The following is an 18,721-nucleotide window of genomic DNA, read 5'->3' as shown; positions in this document are numbered from 1 at the left end:
GCGCACCCTTCTGACCGCGGATGGACCGGTTCGCTTGTGTAGGCTCAGGGGCAACACTGACCGACGAAAGACTCCCAAACTATGCAGGCCACGGTCACCCCAGAAGCCGAATCCGCCATCGCCGACATCGCCCAACGTCACGGACTCTCCCACGACGCGGTCCTCGCCATGCTGTTCGCCGTCAACAACGGTGGCGGCACGATGGCCCAGTTCTCCATCCCCGAGCTCGGCGGCTCCGGGCAATGGATGCGGGGCGGGATGACGATGGTCGGCAACATGTTCGACAACGCGCTGAAGGCGCGCGTCGATTCGTTGTGCGCCGAACTGTCCCAGTTGCTGGCCACGATGACGGTGTTTCCCCCGGTCTCGTCGAATGTCCAGGGTGGTTTCACCTCGAACAATTGGTGGCCGGGTGACCTCGGCGTCCCGAGCTCGTCGGGCGGCCAGAACAATGCGCGCTACGCCATCTTCCCGAGCACGCGGCGACTCGCCATCCAGGTCGACGGGCACACAAGGATTTTCGACACCGGTGAGCACAACATCGGCGGTGTCCAGCAGCAGCAGGGCGGTGCGTACGGTTCGGTGACCTTCACCAGCCAGTTCGGCACGTTCGACGTGTCGAGCCTGACCGAGCTGGGCACGCAACAGGTCGCCGACACCCCGGTGGCCGCACCGGCCCCGGAGTACCAGTCCGACCCGGCACCGACGTACTCGCCGCCGCAGACGAACGCGCCCGACTTCGCGGCGACGTCGGCGGGCGGGACCGAACCCGTGGGCGGCGCATCCGACAACGATCCAGGCGCCATCGTCGCCGCGATCGAGTCGTTGGCCGGACTGCATCAACGCGGCATCCTCACCGACGACGAGTTCGCCACGAAGAAAGCCGAACTGCTCGCGCGGTTGTGACGCCTGGTGCCGCGCGTCGGGGCACCAGCCTCCGCAGAAACCCGGATTTCAGGAAATCCTGCCGACCCCTTGTGACATACAACCGATCGGTTGTATGTTGATGGTGTGTCCACGACCGGAGAGGACAGTGAGCAGGAGGACCGGGCAGACGCCTTGTTCCATGCGCTCTCCGACCGCACCCGACGCGACATCATGCGTCGGGTGCTGGCCGGCGAACATTCGGTCTCGACGCTGGCCGCGAAGTACGACATGTCCTTCGCGGCCGTACAGAAGCACGTCGCCGTGCTCGAAAAGGCTGGATTGCTCGTCAAACGACGCAGCGGGCGAGAGCAACTGGCGACCGGCGACGTTGCGGGCGTGCGGGCGGTGTCCACGATGCTCATGGAGCTCGAACAGGTGTGGCGTGGACGCATCGCCCGTATCGACGAACTGATCGAATTCGAACCGCACCAGGAGGAATGACCGATGCCTGTCACCGACGTCACCCATGATTTCGATGCACTGACACTGACCATCAAGGCCGAGTTCGCTGCTCCCCGGACGCGGATCTGGCAGATCTACGCCGATCCGCGACAACTCGAAAAGGTCTGGGGCCCACCGACCTACCCGGCGACCGTGGTCGATCACGACCTCACCCCGGGCGGGCGGGTCAACTATTACATGACCAGTCCGGAAGGCGAGAAGCACGCCGGATACTGGCAGATCATCTCCGTCGAGGAACCGTCCCGGCTCACCTTCACCGACGGATTCGCGCGCGAGGACTTCACCCCGATCGATGAGATGCCGGCGTCGAGAAACGACTACACCTTCGAGGAACAGGGCGGGCGCACGATCGCCACCTATCTGAGTACCTATGCGACCGCCGAGGCGCTGCAGCAGGTACTGGACATGGGCATCGTCGAAGGTGCGACCGGGGCCATCAACCAGATCGACGACCTCGTGCTCTAGTGGGTCACCGGAATCCGCATCAGATCGTTCCCGACGATCACTTTGCCACGGAATCCCTTCTGCGCCTGTAGCTGCCATGTCGCATCGGGTAGCTGCTTCGTTCCCGGTGCCAGGTGGCTGAGCACGAGGGTGTGCACGCCTGCCCCGGCGGCGACCTCCGATCCGATCCGGGTGACGTCCGAGTGACTGCGCTCGTGATGCTGCACCTGCTCGGCCGAGAGGTTGCCCAGGCCACGGACCACGTTGAGATCGATGGCCTCGTGAACGAGGATGTCGGCTCCCTTGGCAAGGGTCACCATGTTCGGCGTGATTGTGGTGTCGCCGCTGATCACCACCGATCCGTACCGGGTGTCGAATCGGAAAGCGTAGGAGGGGAACACCGGTGGGTGTTCCACCAGGATGGCGCTGACGCGCACCCGGTTGTCGGACATCACCGGGAAGGGTTTCATCGGCGGCGCCATCGTTCCGCGGGCCGATGCGCCGACGTCCGGTGTCGGGATCTCGTGGGCGGTGAACATCGACCGGATGTCGGGCCATCCCTCGTCACGCATGCGGATGTTGATGTCGTAGGCGGTGGCGGCGATGCTGTTGTCGAGAAAGTCGGCGAGGCCCGGTGTGGGGTTGCCCGGATTGATGGTCGCGCCGGCGCGTCCGATGAAATCCGGTAGTGCGCCGGCGGATTGGGGTCCGTGCAGGTGTACCGGATCCGTCATCGGATCCACCCCACCAAACCGCAGCCACAACAGGGTGAAGAGATCCGCGAGGTGATCGGAGTGCATGTGCGTCACGAACACCCTATCCAGGTTCGCGATGGACAGACCATATCGCTGGAACTGATCGAAGGCACCGTGGCCGAAGTCGATCAGATAGACGCGGCCATCCACCACGAGTGCGGTGGAGATGCCGGTACGACCCGGCATCGGCACCGGCCCGGCGGCCGTACCGAGCAGCACGATGTGCGCTCCGATCGGCGGTATCGGAAGTGCTTGCGCCACTCCGGAACTCCCACGCACGGCGGTCGCCCCGGCGACTGCGGCACCGCCGGCGGCCACCATTGCCGACCGCAGCGCCGTACGGCGACTGAATCTCATTGACTGTCCTGTCTCATCGGTTGTGAAGTGACTCGGCTGTCCGAAACGCCGGCAGATACGTGTAGACCGCGGACACCGACGTTCCGGCGACCATCACTACCCGGTCGGGCCGCACCACCGCGACTCGCGCACCGCCGGCGCGCAGCCACTCCCCCAGCGCCGAGTTCGGTGTCACCTCGAGGACGGTAGCGCCGCGGCGGGCGACCTCGGCGCGCTGCGACGGGGTGGGTGCCGTTGTGGTGACCAACAGAAAGCCCGGCGGCGTCACTTCGTCGAGTCGCCGATCCCCCTCCTCGACAACGGCGTTGGGGATCAGTGTGCCCGCGAGGGAGCGCGGATCGAGCGACGCCACCGGCGTGCCCGCGACGCGGCCTCGCGACCACCCGCGCTGCACGAACGCCGACGCCGACAGTGCCGGGGTGGCACCGTCCACGGTCTGCTTCGCCAGGCCCGGGACACGTGGCAGCAGTGGTGCGACGATCCGGCGGGTGACGTCGCCGGCCCGCCCACCGCCGGTCATCGTGATACCGATGGTCATCGCGAGCTTGATGAGCGCGGTCGCATGCGGCCTGCGTTCCTGTTCGTAACTGTCGAGGGCGGATTCGGGCAGCGTGCCGTTAAGCACGCCGGCGAGTTTCCATGCCAGGTTCATCGCATCACGCTGGCCGGCTCCCATTCCTTGACCGATGAACGGCGGGGTCAGGTGCGCGGCATCGCCGAGGAGGAGGATGCCGCGATCCCGCCATCGCTGCGCGACGTGGGCCCGGAAGGTGTACTCCCGTGACCGAACCAGAGTGAGCTCATCGAGCTCGACACGGGTCAGCCACGGAGCCAGCAACGGTTCGAGTGCTCGCGAATCGGGGTAGTCGTCGGCGCTCTCACCGTCGAGGAGCTGAAACTCCCAGCGATATCGCATGTCACCGACCCGCATGAAGGTAGCGGCCCGACGGGCGTCGCACACCTGCAGGACGCCGTCCCATTGCCCGAGGTCTGCGGCGGTGTCGATGTCGACGACGAGCCACCGTTGGGTGAATCCGAGATCGCGCCAGCGCACGCCCATCGATGCGCGGACCACGCTGTTCGCGCCATCGCACCCCAACACGTGACGCGTTCGCAGTAGATGTCTCTCGCCGGTCGTCCGGTCGGACGTCTCGACACGGACCTCATCGCCTTCGTTGACGACGAGATCCACCTGGGTGTCGGTGCGCAGCGCAACCAGAGCACGGCTCTGGACGGCGCGCCGCAGAATCTGTTCGAGATCGGGCTGATCGAACATGGACGCACCGGGAAAGCCATGCCTGCCCACGGCGGTATCGCGCCCGAACTCGGACAGCACGCGCAATGACCCGTCGAGAAGCCGCAGGCCACACGCCGGACGCGAATGTTTGGCGAACTCGTCGCCCACCCCGATGACCGAGAGGATGCGGTAGACCTCGTCGTCGAGGTGGACCGCCCGCGGCTGCTGATAGGGATCGGCCCAACGCTCCAGGATCGTGGAACGCACGCCGAGGTCGGCCAGCAGGGCTGCAGCCGTGAGTCCGGTCGGTCCTGCGCCGACGATGACGACCGGTGTCTCCGGATGGTCTGCGACTGCAAGGTTCTCATCGGTCATCGCGCAGCGCTCCACTCCTCGGTCGACCACTCCCAGCGCAGTGGCAGCCGGTCGAGGGATGCCACAACAGCGTCGACCGCCGCCACGTCGACACCAGCAGCCCGCCGGAGTACCGCGATCACCGCGCCGTCGTCGATCCGGCTGCCGACGTCCGTCACCCCTGCGAGATCGGCGACGGCGTCCTCGACAGCCCTGCGAACCGCGTCGGCACGCAACGCGAGTTTGTACGGCTTGCCGACGTCGGTGACGGGAAGGGCATCGAGCACCGTGACGGACTTCGGCGTGGCCGCCGGTTCGGCGACGTGCTGTGCCGCCCACGTCTGGAGCTCGGCGGCGGTCACCGAGGCACCAGCCGCCAGCGTCACGTACGCAACGGGCACCTCGCCGGCATGCGCGTCGGGTCTACCGACCGCTGCGGCGCCGGTGACGTCGGGATGCGCGAGGAGGGAATCCTCGATGACGACAGGGTCGATGTTGTGTCCTCCGCGGATGATGAGATCCTTGGCACGCCCGGTCAATCGGAGGAATCCGCGTCCGTCGACCGAACCGAGGTCACCGGTGTCGAGCCATCCGTCGACCAGCTTGCCCATTCCGTCGAGCACGAATCCGTTGGGCCCGTGTTCGCGCACATAGCCGGCGAACACCGTGGGCCCTGAGATGGTCACGGTCCCGACCTCCCCCGACGGCAGGTCGGTCCATGAGCCGTCGTCGGCGACGCGTACGGTCTTGATCTGTTGATACGGAAGACGCTGTCCGACAGTTCCCTCGGGCTGGCCGCTGCGGAAACTCCGCACGCTCGCGCAGGTCGCCTCGGTGAGTCCGTACCCCTCGAGCAAGGCCACTCCGGTGTGCGATTCGAACCCATCCCGCACGGCGCGCGGCAAGATGGATGCGCCGACCATACAGGCACGCAGACTGGAGATGTCGGCGTTCACGGGACATTGGGCGAGAACCGCATAGACCGTGGGCACGCCACTCATCGCCGCAATCCGATGGTGCTCCACCATCTTCCAGAACTGCCCGTAGAGTTCCGGATCGCGATAGCCGAGCGGACCCGCCCAGATGACCGTCTGCCCACGCAGCAGCGGCGACAACAGAGTGACGACCAAGGCGTTGACGTGGAACAACGGAAGGGCGGCAAAGATTCGGGACTCGTCATCGAGGGTGCTGTTCGATGCCAACATCCATGCGTTGGCGACCTCGTTGGAGTGGCGGTGTGCCGCCAGCTTCGGCGTCCCGGTGGTGCCACCGGTATGGAACAACGCCGCGATGTCGTCCGACACCGGCGCGGGACCGTTATAGGCCGAGCCCACCCGGGCAACGTGATCGACGAGGTACTCGACGTGCACACCGTCGATCACCGGGACCGCGGTATCAGCGGTGGGGCGGGTCGGCCGGAGCAGGAACACGGTGTCGAGGACGCCCGAGACCGCGAGCTCTCGCGCCTTCTCGAACGTGGCGGGGTCCAGGTCGGGTCCGGCAGCGATCAGCGTGCGCGCGCCGGACCGTCGCATCAGCTCGGCGAGGTGATCATGCGCCAACCCGGGATTCAACGGTGCCGCCACACCGGTCGCCTCGCAGGCCAGCAGGGCGGTGATCAGCTCTGCACAGTTCGGGGACAGCAGAGCGACGGCATCGTGGCGACCGACACCGTGCCGGTGTAGCGCGCCGGCGGTCTGCGACACCGTGTCATAAAGGTCTCTGTAGGTGATGTCGGTCGTGTCGTGCCAGTGTGCGGCGTCGGGCATCACCGCAACGGCTGTGCGCTGCGGCCATAGCGAGGCGGCCCGTTCGAGCGCGGCGAAGGTGGAGGTCGGCAGACCGCGAGCTGCGAGCGGAGTCGATTCGATCCGGGTGAGATCGTCCGGGGTCTCATATGTCGCCCACATCAGCGAATCGGTGGGCATCGGCGCCAAACCCAATTCACCTGTGGTCATTGGTACCTCACAACCGTTCGCTGCACACCGAGATCCAGCTTTCCGTCGTCGGTGGCGATGGCCAGTTCCATCACGTCACCGTCGCGCAAGTACTTGGGATTCTTGGCCTGGCGTGCGAAGAATGACTTCCACTTGACCGCGGGTGGCAGCAACGAACCGATGATCTCGATGGGCTTCGGCGGCGCCTTGAGCGCCGTACCTCCGGGTGTTCCGGTCAACACCAGATCGCCGGTATCGAGTCGTTGGAACCGCGACAGTGCCTGCAACGCCGCCAACGGCGGATAGATCATGTCGTCCAGGGTGGAGTTCTGGCGCACCTCGCCGTTCACGCGTGTCGTCAGTCGCAGATTGTTGACCTGCTCTAGATCGCCGGGCTCCAGGATGACCAGGACGGGACCCACCGGGGTGAAGGTCGGATACGACTTCGCTTCGTAAAACTGGGTTTTGGGCAACTGAACGTCGCGTGCCGACACATCGTTGGTCACCACCAGAGCCGCGATGTGGCGGTCCAGGTCGGCGCCGGTCACGGTCGTCCCCACCGGGATCGTCTCACCGATGACCAGCCCCAACTCCACCTCGTAGTCGAGCAGTTGCACGTGCGCGGGTTTGCGCACATCGGCGGTCGGTCCGCTGATCGACCCGGAGGTCTTGCGGAAGAACGTCATCGGCACGGAGTCGGGATTCATGCCCGAGTCACGCACGTGGGAGGCGTAATTGGTCATCTGGGCGACCACTCGGCACGGCGTGGTGACCGGTGACACCAACGCCAACGTCGCGGTGTCCATGGCCTCGCCGGCGGCGGCAGCCGCGATGGCCGCTCGATCCGCGAGAAGCTCGGCGGTGGTGATGGCAGTGGTGTCGATGCGGCGGGCCTCGGTGCCCGATGCGACCCACCAGGCGTCGGCGGTGCGCAGAACGGAAATACTCATGAGGAGGCAACTTTCAGTAGGCCCAGCAGCCGCTGGACGTCGAACTCGTTGTCGGATTTGCGAAGTGCGCCGAGCATGGCGGCGACCTCGCGAATGGACTCACGTCCCGGCTTGACGCCGAGAAAGTCTGCCGTCGCCGGCGGTCCCCACTGGTTGAGGCCGGACGCCGTCATGGGCGCCCACCCGGACTCGAGGGTGCAGTCGAACATGTCGCCGTCGGCGAAGTGCTCCACGAGAAAGCCGTCGGGGTCGCGCCAGTAGTCGAAGACCTGGCTGCCCTGGATGTGGCGGCCGATTCCCCAGGACCTGAAATGGCCGCGCTCGAGCAGGTATTCCCCACCTTGTGCGAGGGAGTCGAGATCGCAGACCTGATAAGCCGAATGCACATAGCGGTTAGCGGGACCCAGCATCATCGCCAGGGTGTGGTGATCGGCCGGGGTCGAGCCACGGTCACAGCGGATGAAGCTCATCACCGGCCCCCGCTGACGTTGCCCGGGATAGAACAGGAAGTCGCTCACGATGAGTCCGAGCGTCTCCAGATACCAGTTGAGCGTCTCGAGGTACCGGTTCGACTGCAGGACCACGTGACCGAGGCGTTCGACGACGGCCGGTTCCCGGGGCGGTCGCTGTGCCACATTCGGGCGGGCCATGAGGCCGGCCATGTTGTAGGGCCGCCCGTGCTGGGTCGGCAGCGCCGACAGCACGGTGACGTCGGAGACAACCTGCACCCGGGCCCCGCTCGGATCTCTGGTGGTTGCGACGATGCCGCCCAGGGTCTCCGGAAGGCGTTCGACGCGTGCGTCCACGTGAGAGGCGAACGCGTGCACATCCTCGTCACAGGCCGCCAGGAAGGTCGGGCCGATGAACCTCGACTGCTCGCCCCGACGGACCAGGACACACGGGGGGCCCGCCAGCGCACCACGCAACTGCAGTTCGTCGGTGGAGTGCAGCGAGGTCGCGAACCCGAAGTCGGCGGCGAACGCAGCCGTCCGTATGAGGTCGGGTTTCTCGAACTCGAGCCACGCCAGGTCCTCGACCTTGATGACCGGATTCGGGTGGCGGCCAGGGTGCTCTCCCGGCAGCGCACCCTGGTCCACGTGTAGATCGTGATGCACGTCGTGCGGTGTCTCGAGATTCATTGCGAAAGTCCCTTCACGAGCACTTGATGACGATATCGTCACATATGCTGATTGACTCAGTCAATCCTTTTCTGACGAAATCGTCATAGTTGAGATGGAGCGGTAAGATCAGCGCTGACGAGGAAGGGGCGCGGTGCGATGACAACAGACACGAACGAGACGCTCAGCCGTTCGGAGCGCCGTAAGTTGCGGACCCGCTCCGCGCTGATCGGCGCGGCGCAGCAGTTCCTCGCCGACGGCCGCGAGAATGCGTCGGTGCTCGACCTGACGAATGCGGCCGACGTCGGGATGGGATCGTTCTACAACCACTTCGACAGCAAGGAAGCGCTGTATCAAGCGGCCGTCGACGCGGCGCTCGAGGCGCACGGTGCGTTGATGGACCGCTTCACCGCGGACATGGCCGATCCGGCGGAAGCCTTCACACAGAGCTTTCGACTCACCGGACGGCTACACCGCCTACGTCCGGCATTGAGCCGCGTCCTGCTCCAACGCGGCAATGCACTACTGCTGGCCGATGACGGACTTGCCCCCCGCGCCCGCCGCGACATTCTCGCCGCTGCCGAAGCCGGAAGGTTCAGTGTGGACGATGTGGAGACAGCGATGGTCCCTGTTGCCGGCGCGGCGATCGCGCTCGGCGCCTTGCTGCACGCGCAGCTCGACCGCGAGGACGGACCAGCCACCGATGCCGTCACCCACCGAGTCCTGCTCTCGTTGGGGATGACTCCCGACAATGCCGCCGATCTGTGCCGAAAGCCGTTGCCCGATCTCCGGTTCACGGAACCATGAGCGTGTGCCTGTGATGGGCACCCTGGACAACCCGACAAACGTGGTGATGTTGACCGTCACCCTGGCCCTGGGCGTCGCCGCAACCGGCTGTGCGGTCACGGCCGCATACGTCTACCTGCGCCCGAATCCGGTCCGCGATCGCGAAGCGCGTGACCGCCTCGCCCGCCGCTGGCTGTTGGCCACCGCGGTCCTCGGCTTCACGATCATCGCCCTGCGATTCGTATGGGTGTTCCTGATCTGACTTCCGGCGAAATGTGATGTTGGTCCCGGCTGGCGGGAGAAAACTGGCAACCGGCCGTATCTGGTGCCACCATGGAAAGGTGCGTCGTGCAACTAATCGAGATGGTCGGCTCCGGTCGTCATTCGTGGGTTCGCCACGCCGTTGGCCGGTTGTCCGGCTGTTCAGTCGCAACCCGCTGATTCGCCGGAGCGATCGCGTTGAGGCTCTTACCATCTGTATCGCCACCATTCTGGCGCTGCTCGCGATCCCGCTCGCGGTACTGATCGAAGGCCAGGTTCATACCTCGCAGAATGCGGCGATCGCACACCAGGCGGCGACCATCCATCCCGTCAAGGCAACCGCCGTGGACGACGCCACCGCCGTCGTCTCCGAAGGAGTGAGCGGGTCGGTCGTCACCGCGCGATGGACGTACCAATCCGTGTCACACACCGACACCGTGAACGTCGATGACGGCACCATCAACGCCGGCGACCCGGTCAACGTGTGGGTCGATCCCGAGGGCAACCCCACTCACGCGCCTCTGACCGCAGCCGGCGCCGCACTGAACGCCGCCGTCACGGCCACCGCGTTCTACCTCGCCGCGGTCGCGATGCTGGTCCTGATCGCCCTGGTCGTGCGGGGAATGCTCGGACGGTTCCGTGGGCGCGGGTGGGACATGGATCTGGCGTTGCTCACCGGCGGCGGCGACGGCCGCGTCCCGCGGCACTGGTAGAGGCCCGGCGCGCCTGCGAGCGCTACCATTTCGCCTGAGCATCGCCGAAGTCTGCGACGTCGCCCCGGGGTCCAAGCATCCCCGAAATCTGCGACGCCCCCCCCCCCGGTTCCTGAGGAGCCTCCGAGCCTGCGACGTCCCCCATCGGCACGAGCATCGCCAAGCATGCGACGTCACCATCGGCATGAGCATCGCCAAGCCTGCGACGTCACCCCCGGTCCCTGAGGAGCCTCCGAGCCCGCGACGTCCCCCGGTCCCTGAGGAGCCTCCGAGCCCGCGACGTCCCCCGGTCCCTGAGGAGCCTCCGAGCCCGCGACGTTCCCCGGTCCCTGAGGAGCCTCCGAGCCCGCGACGTCCCCCGGTCCCTGAGGAGCCTCCGAGCCTGCGAGGATGCGTCACGAAGGGCCACCCTTCGTGACGCTCGCACGCACGCTCCCCAAGGATCGAATGGTCACGCAAGCTCGCTCCCCAAGGATCGGGTGGTCACGCACGCACGCTCCCCAAGGATCGGGTGGTCACGCACGCTCGCTCCCCAAGGATCGGGTGGTCACGCAAGCTCGCTCCCCAAGGATCGGGTGGTCACGCACACTCGCTCCTCACGGATCGAATGGCTCGCTCCCCAAAGACCGAGTGCTCACCCTCGCACGTACTCTTCTCAGGGATCATGTGGTGACGTTCGCAAGCAACCACTCTCAGGAGCACCCATGTCGCCCACGCCGCACGCGGAAGGTTCGCCCGACGTCCTCGTCGAACACGACGGCGGTATCACCACCATCGTGCTCAACCGCCCGGACCGTCGCAACGCCGTCGACGGGCCGATGGCCGCTCAGCTGCGGACGGCGTTCGAGCAGTTCGAGGCCGACGAGACCCAGCGCGTCGCGATCCTGTGGGGAGCCGGCGGAACATTCTGCGCCGGGGCCGATCTCACATCCGTGAACGACCCGCCGCGGCGGCACGAACTCGACCCACTCGGCGGCGGTACCGGACCGATGGGCCCGACGCGGATGGCATTGACCAAACCCTTGATCGCCGCCGTCAGCGGGTACGCGGTGGCCGGAGGGCTGGAACTCGCCCTCCTCGCCGACCTGCGGGTCTGCGACGACGACGCCACGTTCGGGGTGTTCTGCCGACGCTGGGGTGTGCCACTCATCGACGGCGGCACGGTCCGCTTGCCCCGCATCATCGGCCAGGGCCGCGCGTTGGACATGATCCTCACCGGACGTCCGGTACGGGCGGCCGAGGCATTGACCTTCGGCCTGGTCAACCGGGTCGTGGCGTCCGGCACCGCGCTCGACGCGGCACGCGAGATGGCCGTCCAACTGCTGCAGTTCCCGCAGGAATGCATGCTGGTCGACCGCGCCTCCGCGTTCCGATCCTTCGACCTACCCCTCGATGCGGCACTGCGAGCCGAGGGCACGGCGGGGGTACCCGTCGTCGCCCGTGAGGGCGCGGCCGGTGCAGCGCGATTCGCGGGCGGCGCGGGTCGTCACGGGAGCTTCGGCTGACGTCTGTCCCCGTGCCCGAGGATTGCCTCTGGGTACGAGGCGGCTACTGCACCGCGTTGGCCAGGCTCTCGAGCGTGCTGGTGGCGTCGATGTATTCCTGTACCCACCGTTCGATCACGGCTGCCGACCGTTCCACCTTCTGGAACTGGCCCACGACCTGACCGACCGGGTTGAAGGCGACGTCGATGCTCTCGTCGGGGAACTTGTGGGTGGCCGCCACCGCCATCCCGGAAACCATGTACTGCAGCGGCATTCCGAGGGGATCGGGGTTGTTCGGGTTCTCCCACGCCTCGGTCCAGTCATTGCGCAACATCCGGCACGGCTTGCCGGTGAACGACCGGCTGCGCACGGTGTCGCGACTGCCGGCGTTGATGTAGGCGGCCTGCTGGACCGGCGTGTTCTCGGACTCCTCGACCATCAGCCACTGCGACCCGGTCCACGCGCCCTGCGCACCGAGGGCCAGGGCCGCGGCGATCTGTTGGCCGCTGCCGATGCCGCCGGCAGCCAGCACCGGAACCGGCGCGACCTCCTTGACCACCTGCGGCCACAAGACGATCGACCCCACCTCACCGCAGTGGCCTCCACCTTCACCCCCCTGGGCGATGATGATGTCCACACCCGCGTCGGCGTGCTTGCGCGCCTGTTTGGGCGAGCCGCACAGCGCGGCGACCTTGCGCCCCGCGTCGTGGATCTTCTCGATCATGTCGACGGGCGGGGTGCCGAGCGCGTTGGCGATGAGGCTGACCTTGGGATGCTGCAGCGCGATCTCCACCTGCGGGGTCGCCGTCGCCTCGGTCCAGCCGAGAAGCTGCAGCGAGTTGTCGTCATCCTCGTTGAGCGGGACACCGTGGTCGACGAGCAGCTTGCGTCCGAAGTCGAGCGTCTCGGCCGGCACCATGTCCTGGAGCATTTTCGTCAGCTCCTCGGTGGACATGCCGTTGGCATCCATCCCCTCGTATTTGTTGGGGATGACGATGTCGACACCGTAGGGATGGTCGCCGATGTGCTCGTCGATCCAGTTCAGCTCGATCTCGAGCTGCTCGGGGGTGAACCCGACAGCACCGAGAACACCGAAACCGCCCGCCTTGCTGACCGCCACAACCACGTCGCGGCAGTGAGTGAAGGCGAAGATGGGAAACTCGATGCCGATTTCATCGCAGATCGGTGTGTGCATGCGGACTCCTTCAGCACGGACGAGACCATAAGTAGAACGTGTTCTACTCTGGATACCCGAAGACCGCGTCAGGGACAAGTCCGGCGCAGCGCCCGTTCACCGCCAGCGCAGGGCGCGAGCCGGACACAGCCGGATCGCCTGCGCACCGTCTCGCGATGCGATCGGGACGTCGTCGAGAATCGGATACCCCCACTCGTCGAGAGTGACCGCCGGGTCGAGGAGTTCGGCACAGACACCCTGGCCGGTGCATGCGATTCGGTCGACGGCCAGTCGGGTCTGGTCCGCCCCGGGCGCCACACCGACGATTCGGTCACGCAGAGACATGGGCACCCTCCTGATACGCGCGGTACCGGCCGGGTAGCCGGTGACCGTACATCCGCAGTGCGGACGAGAGGAAGTTCGCGACGCCGTCGGGGTGACGGCAGCTACCCCGCCCCGGAAGGAGCTGCAGCCGTCGTTGGAAGCGGCGCCAGTCCTCGTCCGACGCTCCCCCGGAGGTCAGACGCACCAGGTCGTCGGCGACCGCTGGAAGGCCGAACATGCACGGTCCGCATTGCCCCGCCGATTCCGCTGCGGCGTACTCGATCGTCTGCACGATGAGCGACCACGGATCGACCCGGGCATCGACGGCTCGGACGATGGCCGGGCCGAGCCGTAGTCCATAGCGGCGCAGACCTTCTCGTGACCACATCACCGCGGTGGCGCGCGGTATCGGGAGAAATCCGCCACCGATCCCGTTCAGCCACAGCGATTCCGACCTCACCGAAAGTCCACCGGCCAGGTCGATGAGGAATCCCACCGGAACCCCCGCGTGCGTCTCGAACACACCGGGGTGGGCGACCGCTCCGTCGACGGTGACCAGACGCGGACCGGGTTCGTCGGCGGTGCCGATCGATCGGAACCACCGCGGACCCAGGCGGACGATCTGTTCGATCCGCCAGACCGTCTCGGCGTTGAGGACAAGCGTCGGGGGGAGCGTTCGACCGTCCGGCGAGTTGATGCCGGAGGTGATCGGCGCCGTGCGGGACAGCGGCCGGGCCAGCCCGCCGTTGGCCAGGTTGACCAGCGCCGATTCCTCACTGGACACATAGCGGTGCGGCACGCAGATGTACGGCACGCCGGTGTCGTGGAGCATCCGCATTGCGGCGGAATCCTGGTGCGCAGCAATCCGGAATCGGTCGCCGGCGATCCGTTGTGCCGCCGCCACGACCTCGTCCAGGCGTCGGACGATGACCCATTCGTCCTTGGCGGCGCCGAGTTCGCCATCGCACGCATTGATGATCAGTTCGGCATTGTTGCGTTGCGCCGCATCGAGTTTGACAGCGGTGGGAAACTCGGCGCCGCCACGCCCGTTGAGCCCGGCGTCGGCGATCAGATCTACGAGATTGTTCACGACCACTCCTGCGAAAGTGCCATCCGTCGACGACGTCGGTCAGGGGAGACATGGGCGACGCGCCACACCGCGGCTGTTGCCATGACGGCCCCGCACACGATGGTGATGCCTCGGAGGATGGGCTGGTCGCCGCCCGCCATGAGCAAACCGTGCAGCACGGCCAGCACCGCCATGACGTAACCGGCCCAATGGATCACGCGCCAGCGGTGCTCGGGGATCCGGTGCCGGAGCAGGGACGTGATCACGATGGCCGCGATCACGTCGAGCGCCAACGTTCCGAGCGCCACCGCCATGGGCTGGTAGTTGGACGCGAACGGAACGACGGCGGCGACCCAGCTGATGTCGACGTAGGTGTCGACGATGGCGGTGACCACGTGCAGGGCGAGGAACACGACCGCGCCGAGCGCCAGCGTGCGATGCAGCGCGGTGATCGTCAGGGACGTCGATGCCTGCATTCGACGGGGGCTGGCGGTGGCGACGCCCAGCACGACGACCGACGTGAACAGCACGAGGGTGGCGACGCCTGCGCCCCGCGAGATGTACCACAACCAGATGCTGCTCATCGGCACGTCTCGGTCGTCGTCAGGGGTTCATCGTCGGCCGGCCATCCGCAGGTTCGAAACTCGTCTCCGGTCGTCGCGATCAACAGTGCGGGGATGTGCCGCGCGGTCAGCCAATCGATCGCTCCGTCGGCCAGGATGATGGCCGCCGTCGATGCGGCGTTGGCCTGCAGCGCGTTCGGACCGGCACACGTCACCTGCGCCCAGGAGGTCTCGGCAGGCGTTCCCGTGCGGGGATCGATGATGTGGTGGCGGCGTCGTCCATCGTGAATCCACGTGCGGAGCTGGGTGGAGGAGGTGGCGAAGGCCTGATTGCGGGTGGCGGTCACCGTGTGCCGGGTGACTCCGTCGCGGTCGGTCACTCCGACCCGCCAGCCACCGGGTGGTGGCGTGCCGGCTGAGGCGAGGTCACCACCCAGGTCGACGAGGACGCCGCCGCCGACGCGCGCCGTGATCGCGCGCGCCCACTCGTCCGCGGCGAACGCCTTGGCACTGGCACCGAGGTCGAGGATCGTGCCGGCGTGGATGGTCAAGGAGAGGTCCGCCAACCGGAGACCATCGCGATGAGCCGCGTGGGGTGTCTGACGTCCCCAGCGTGGGGCCCGCGACCGTACGAGGTCCAGATCGTCGTCGTACCCTGCGTCGAACAACGCCCGGCCGACGGTCGGTGTCACGAGTCCGTCGGTCAGCAGGTCCGTGCGGATGGCCGCGCGGACACAGGCAGCGAGCAGCGGCGACACCCGGACGGTCAGTGTCTCGTCCCCGCGATCCCGCGCAGCCGTGCTGGCCGCGTTGATCCGACTCACCTGGGCATCCGAACGGAATCGGGATGCGGCGCGATCGAGGTCGTCGAGTCGCTCGACGAGCATCGCGCGGGCTTCGGGCAATGCCGCGGCATCAGTCGTGACCAGGCGGATGTGGGTGCCGATCGCCGACAGCTCCACCGCGTAGGTGGCGTCACGCTCGATGAGGTCGGGCATCAGGATGCCCCGGTGTTCGCGTGCGAACTCGTGCCACCGCTCTGGATCGGCGGGGTGCCGGCCCATCCGGGGGCAGAGTCGTCTGAGCTGCTCGACGACGATCCGGACTCCACGCCCGATCCGTAGGTCGTGCTGGTCGTGGTCGCGGCGGGCGTTGGGCTGGTGTCGGCGGCGAGCGCCAGGCCGCCCGCGATACCGGCGGTGGTGATGACGCCGGCGGCACATGCGCCGGCCGTCATCCACCTGACTCTGACGAGGTTGGGGTTGCCGGCCATTCGGACTCCTCGGGGGAAGGCCCGGAGGTCACGACCTCAGGGCCTCGGGCTGCTGTTGATCCCCATGGTCCACACGCATCCTGAAGATTCGCTGTAAGTCGACTGCAGATCCCATGCGGGCAGGTCAGACCCTGTGTCCGCCCTTCGAATGCGTTCGCCCCGGGAGCTCACGACACCCATGATGCCGATGGTGACGGGGTGAAGGGCTCGACCACTTCCCGCAACGCGATCAGGTCCTGGGCATGGCGGTCGAGCCGGGCATCCTCCGCGGATACCGGGTGCCATTGCGGCACGGGTTGCGCCTTACCCGAGTCGTCGAGAGTGACGAACACGGTGAGCGCGTGTGCGGCCAGAGCCTTCGTCGCCGAACCGGTGGCGGATGTCATGACGTGCACGCTGCAGTGGATACTGCGCGGCCCGGTGTGGATCAGACGAGCGGTCACCTCGATCGTGTGCCCGATGATGATCGGCCGGTAGAAACGGATGCCGCCGATGTAGGAACCGATCACCTGGGCGCCTGCCCATCGGGCGCCGCACGCGTAGCCCGCGTCGTCGATCCAGTGCATGATGCGCCCGCCGTGGACCTTGCCACCCCAGTTGACGTCGGTCGGTGACGCCAGGAAGCGGAGGGTGGCATCCGGCGCGGTGCCCTCGTCGGAGTAGGTTTGCTCAGCCATAGCCGTTTCGATCTTGTGGCGCAACGAGATTCGAGACCGTGCTTGACGGTGGCGTTGTAGCTCACGCATGGTTCCGGGTGTCCACGGGGGAATCGTGGTCGGCTGCCCGCCGTCGTCGACGGCGACGAAGATGGTCAGGCACTGCGCCGACTGCACGGGCCTGACGCAGGTCGGATCGGTCGAATACACACTGACCAGGATGTGCATCGAGGTGCGCCCGGTGTAGACGAGGGTCGCGTGCAGTTCGACGAGTTCGCCGACCGCGATGGGCCGCTCGAGATGGATGTTGCCCACGTAGGCGGTCACGCAATAGCGGCCGCTCCACTGGGCGGCGGCCGCGTAGGCGGCCTTGTCGATCCATTCCAGGAGCTTGCCGCCGTCCACCGCGCCGATGATGCCGGCGTCGGACGGCTGCACGAGGAAACGGTGGACCATCTCATGGCGGCCCGGGTCGAGATCGGTCGAGTTGCTCGTGCCGGTCTGCTTGCTCGTGTCGGTCTGCGCGGACGAGGAAGTCGCCATGATGGTTTCGCGATCTGCTGGTGGGTACATGATTCGCCGAGTGGCGTGGGGGTTTGGCCCACGCCACTCGGCGGCAGCGATTACCGGGCGGCCTAGCGGCCGAAGTCCGCGGTCGCCACGGTCCAGGCGCGCGCCTGCTCGCTGAGGGTGAATCCAAGTCCCGGACGATGGGAGAGATGCATACGCCCGCCGCTGATCTCGAGATGTTCGTTGAACAGCGGGTCGAGCCAGTCGAAGTGTTCCACCCACGCTTCGAGGGGGTAGGCGGCGGCGAGGTGCAGGTGGATCTCCATGGCGAAGTGCGGGGCGAGCTGGAGATGGTTGTGCTCGGCCAGCGCGGCGAGCTTCATGAACTGGGTGAAGCCGCCGATCCGGGGGGCGTCCGGCTGGATGATGTCGACCGAACCGGCCTCGATGAGCCGGACGTGTTCTCCGACACTGGCCAACATCTCACCGGTCGCGATCGAGGTGTCGAGGCTGCGCGCAAGCATCGCGTGACCCTCGGCGTCGTAGGCATCGAGCGGCTCCTCGATCCAGACGAGATTGAACTGCTCGAAGATGCGGCCCATCCGTTGTGCGGTGGGGCGATCCCACTGCTGGTTCGCGTCGACCATCAGCGGCACGTCGTCACCGAGATGCTCGCGCACGGCGGTGACTCGCGCGATGTCGACCTTCCAGTCCGGCTGACCGACCTTGATCTTGATCCCGCCGATCCCCTGTTCCAGGGAGCGGGTGGCGTTGTCGATGACCTGCTCGATCGGAGTGTGCAGGAAGCCGCCCGAGGTGTTGTAGGTCTGCACCGAATCACGGTGTGCGCCGAACAGTTTGGCCATCGGCAGTCCCGCGCGCTTGGCCTTCAGATCCCACAGGGCGATGTCGATCGCGGCGATCGCCTGCGTCGCGACTCCGCTGCGTCCGACAGAAGCACCGGCCCAGACGAGCTTGGTCCAGATCTTGGCGATGTCGTTGGGATCCTCACCGATCAGGACGGGAGCGATCTCCTTGGCGTGGGCGAACTGCGCGGGGCCGCCGGCACGCTTGGAGTAGCTGAATCCGATGCCCTCGTGGCCGTCCTCGGTGCGGATCTCGGCGAAGAGGAACACCACCTCGGTCATCGGCTTCTGCCGGCCGGTCAGCACCTTCGCGTCACTGATCGGGGTCGCCAGCGGAAGCACGATCGAGGAGAGCTTCACCGAGGCGATCGCGTCGGCAGTCGCTGCCCCGGCGGAGAGCGGATCGACCTTGGCCGCCTGGTTCTGCGTACGGGTCACGGTGGGGGTGCTCATGGTGTTCTCCTTGATGGCGTCAATGCCGGTGTGTTCAGTGTGGATCGA

General features: G+C 66.7%; 20 protein-coding genes. 7 read left to right on the top strand and 13 right to left on the bottom strand.

The window, feature by feature from the left end:
• The first annotated feature begins 81 nt into the window (after positions 1 to 81).
• From ACVT6V_RS05890 to ACVT6V_RS05880, 3 genes are all read left to right on the top strand, one after another.
• Positions 82 to 906 carry an SHOCT domain-containing protein gene (locus ACVT6V_RS05890; RefSeq protein WP_489898873.1) on the top strand — a complete coding sequence of 275 codons (825 nt, stop codon included), beginning with the start codon at positions 82 to 84 and terminating at the stop codon, positions 904 to 906.
• A 105-nt stretch (positions 907 to 1,011) separates the two neighbouring features.
• Positions 1,012 to 1,368: an ArsR/SmtB family transcription factor gene (locus ACVT6V_RS05885; RefSeq protein WP_489898872.1), complete on the top strand. Its 357-nt coding sequence runs from the start codon at positions 1,012 to 1,014 to the stop codon at positions 1,366 to 1,368.
• Positions 1,369 to 1,371: 3 nt separating this feature from the next.
• The gene (locus ACVT6V_RS05880) at positions 1,372 to 1,854 is read left to right on the top strand and encodes an SRPBCC family protein (protein WP_489898871.1); all 483 of its coding nucleotides are present in this window, start codon (positions 1,372 to 1,374) and stop codon (positions 1,852 to 1,854) included.
• On the opposite strand, the gene ACVT6V_RS05875 is transcribed toward ACVT6V_RS05880, so the two are convergent.
• From ACVT6V_RS05875 to ACVT6V_RS05855, 5 genes are read right to left on the bottom strand one after another with little or no spacing between them, the layout of a single operon-like run.
• Positions 1,851 to 2,945, bottom strand: coding sequence for an MBL fold metallo-hydrolase (locus tag ACVT6V_RS05875; RefSeq protein ID WP_489898870.1), 1,095 nt, complete (start codon positions 2,943 to 2,945; stop codon positions 1,851 to 1,853). The genes ACVT6V_RS05880 and ACVT6V_RS05875 overlap by 4 nt on opposite strands.
• 13 nt (positions 2,946 to 2,958) lie before the next feature.
• Positions 2,959 to 4,557 carry a bifunctional 3-(3-hydroxy-phenyl)propionate/3-hydroxycinnamic acid hydroxylase MhpA gene (gene mhpA, locus ACVT6V_RS05870; RefSeq protein WP_489898869.1) on the bottom strand — a complete coding sequence of 533 codons (1,599 nt, stop codon included), beginning with the start codon at positions 4,555 to 4,557 and terminating at the stop codon, positions 2,959 to 2,961.
• On the bottom strand, positions 4,554 to 6,464 hold the full coding sequence (locus tag ACVT6V_RS05865; protein WP_489900715.1) for an acyl-CoA synthetase: 1,911 nt from the start codon (positions 6,462 to 6,464) through the stop codon (positions 4,554 to 4,556). Before ACVT6V_RS05865 ends, mhpA begins: the two co-directional genes overlap by 4 nt.
• A gap of 26 nt (positions 6,465 to 6,490) precedes the next feature.
• Positions 6,491 to 7,423 (bottom strand): fumarylacetoacetate hydrolase family protein, encoded by a 933-nt coding sequence (locus tag ACVT6V_RS05860; RefSeq protein ID WP_489898868.1) that lies wholly within the window; start codon positions 7,421 to 7,423, stop codon positions 6,491 to 6,493.
• Complete coding sequence (locus ACVT6V_RS05855) at positions 7,420 to 8,562, bottom strand: VOC family protein (RefSeq protein ID WP_489898867.1); 1,143 nt, start codon at positions 8,560 to 8,562, stop codon at positions 7,420 to 7,422. The genes ACVT6V_RS05860 and ACVT6V_RS05855 overlap by 4 nt, the downstream gene beginning before the upstream one ends.
• A 138-nt stretch (positions 8,563 to 8,700) precedes the next feature.
• On the opposite strand from ACVT6V_RS05855, the gene ACVT6V_RS05850 reads away from it, so the two are divergent.
• The 4 genes from ACVT6V_RS05850 (at position 8,701) to ACVT6V_RS05835 (ending at position 11,806) form a co-directional block, all read left to right on the top strand.
• On the top strand, positions 8,701 to 9,348 hold the full coding sequence (locus ACVT6V_RS05850; RefSeq protein WP_489898866.1) for a TetR/AcrR family transcriptional regulator: 648 nt from the start codon (positions 8,701 to 8,703) through the stop codon (positions 9,346 to 9,348).
• A gap of 13 nt (positions 9,349 to 9,361) precedes the next feature.
• The gene (locus ACVT6V_RS05845) at positions 9,362 to 9,589 is read left to right on the top strand and encodes a hypothetical protein (protein ID WP_489900714.1); all 228 of its coding nucleotides are present in this window, start codon (positions 9,362 to 9,364) and stop codon (positions 9,587 to 9,589) included.
• A gap of 124 nt (positions 9,590 to 9,713) precedes the next feature.
• Complete coding sequence (locus tag ACVT6V_RS05840; RefSeq protein ID WP_489898865.1) at positions 9,714 to 10,301, top strand: Rv1733c family protein; 588 nt, start codon at positions 9,714 to 9,716, stop codon at positions 10,299 to 10,301.
• Between the two features lie 704 nt (positions 10,302 to 11,005).
• Positions 11,006 to 11,806 carry a crotonase/enoyl-CoA hydratase family protein gene (locus ACVT6V_RS05835; RefSeq protein WP_489898864.1) on the top strand — a complete coding sequence of 267 codons (801 nt, stop codon included), beginning with the start codon at positions 11,006 to 11,008 and terminating at the stop codon, positions 11,804 to 11,806.
• Positions 11,807 to 11,849: 43 nt separating this feature from the next.
• Here ACVT6V_RS05835 and ACVT6V_RS05830 read toward each other — a convergent pair whose 3' ends face one another.
• The 8 genes from ACVT6V_RS05830 to ACVT6V_RS05795 all read right to left on the bottom strand — a co-directional run bounded on the left by ACVT6V_RS05830 (position 11,850) and on the right by ACVT6V_RS05795 (position 18,673).
• Complete coding sequence (locus ACVT6V_RS05830) at positions 11,850 to 12,980, bottom strand: nitronate monooxygenase (protein WP_489898863.1); 1,131 nt, start codon at positions 12,978 to 12,980, stop codon at positions 11,850 to 11,852.
• A gap of 96 nt (positions 12,981 to 13,076) precedes the next feature.
• Complete coding sequence (locus ACVT6V_RS05825; RefSeq protein WP_489898862.1) at positions 13,077 to 13,304, bottom strand: ferredoxin; 228 nt, start codon at positions 13,302 to 13,304, stop codon at positions 13,077 to 13,079.
• Positions 13,291 to 14,373: an NADH-ubiquinone oxidoreductase-F iron-sulfur binding region domain-containing protein gene (locus ACVT6V_RS05820; protein WP_489898861.1), complete on the bottom strand. Its 1,083-nt coding sequence runs from the start codon at positions 14,371 to 14,373 to the stop codon at positions 13,291 to 13,293. The genes ACVT6V_RS05825 and ACVT6V_RS05820 overlap by 14 nt, the downstream gene beginning before the upstream one ends.
• Positions 14,370 to 14,936 carry a ferric reductase-like transmembrane domain-containing protein gene (locus ACVT6V_RS05815; RefSeq protein WP_489898860.1) on the bottom strand — a complete coding sequence of 189 codons (567 nt, stop codon included), beginning with the start codon at positions 14,934 to 14,936 and terminating at the stop codon, positions 14,370 to 14,372. The genes ACVT6V_RS05820 and ACVT6V_RS05815 overlap by 4 nt, the downstream gene beginning before the upstream one ends.
• Entirely contained in the window at positions 14,933 to 15,913 is a 981-nt protein-coding gene (locus tag ACVT6V_RS05810; RefSeq protein ID WP_489898859.1) for an FAD:protein FMN transferase, read from the bottom strand. The genes ACVT6V_RS05815 and ACVT6V_RS05810 overlap by 4 nt, the downstream gene beginning before the upstream one ends.
• On the bottom strand, positions 15,913 to 16,188 hold the full coding sequence (locus ACVT6V_RS05805) for a hypothetical protein (RefSeq protein WP_489898858.1): 276 nt from the start codon (positions 16,186 to 16,188) through the stop codon (positions 15,913 to 15,915). Before ACVT6V_RS05805 ends, ACVT6V_RS05810 begins: the two co-directional genes overlap by 1 nt.
• Before the next feature lie 167 nt (positions 16,189 to 16,355).
• Positions 16,356 to 17,387: an acyl-CoA thioesterase gene (locus ACVT6V_RS05800; protein WP_489898857.1), complete on the bottom strand. Its 1,032-nt coding sequence runs from the start codon at positions 17,385 to 17,387 to the stop codon at positions 16,356 to 16,358.
• A gap of 92 nt (positions 17,388 to 17,479) precedes the next feature.
• Positions 17,480 to 18,673 (bottom strand): L-talarate/galactarate dehydratase, encoded by a 1,194-nt coding sequence (locus tag ACVT6V_RS05795; RefSeq protein ID WP_489898856.1) that lies wholly within the window; start codon positions 18,671 to 18,673, stop codon positions 17,480 to 17,482.
• Between the last annotated feature and the right edge of the window lie 48 nt (positions 18,674 to 18,721).

Source organism: Gordonia sp. LMA167 (genome assembly GCF_058130025.1).
The sequence above is the reverse complement of the archived record's forward strand: the minus strand, read 5'-3'. Positions and strand labels throughout refer to the sequence as shown.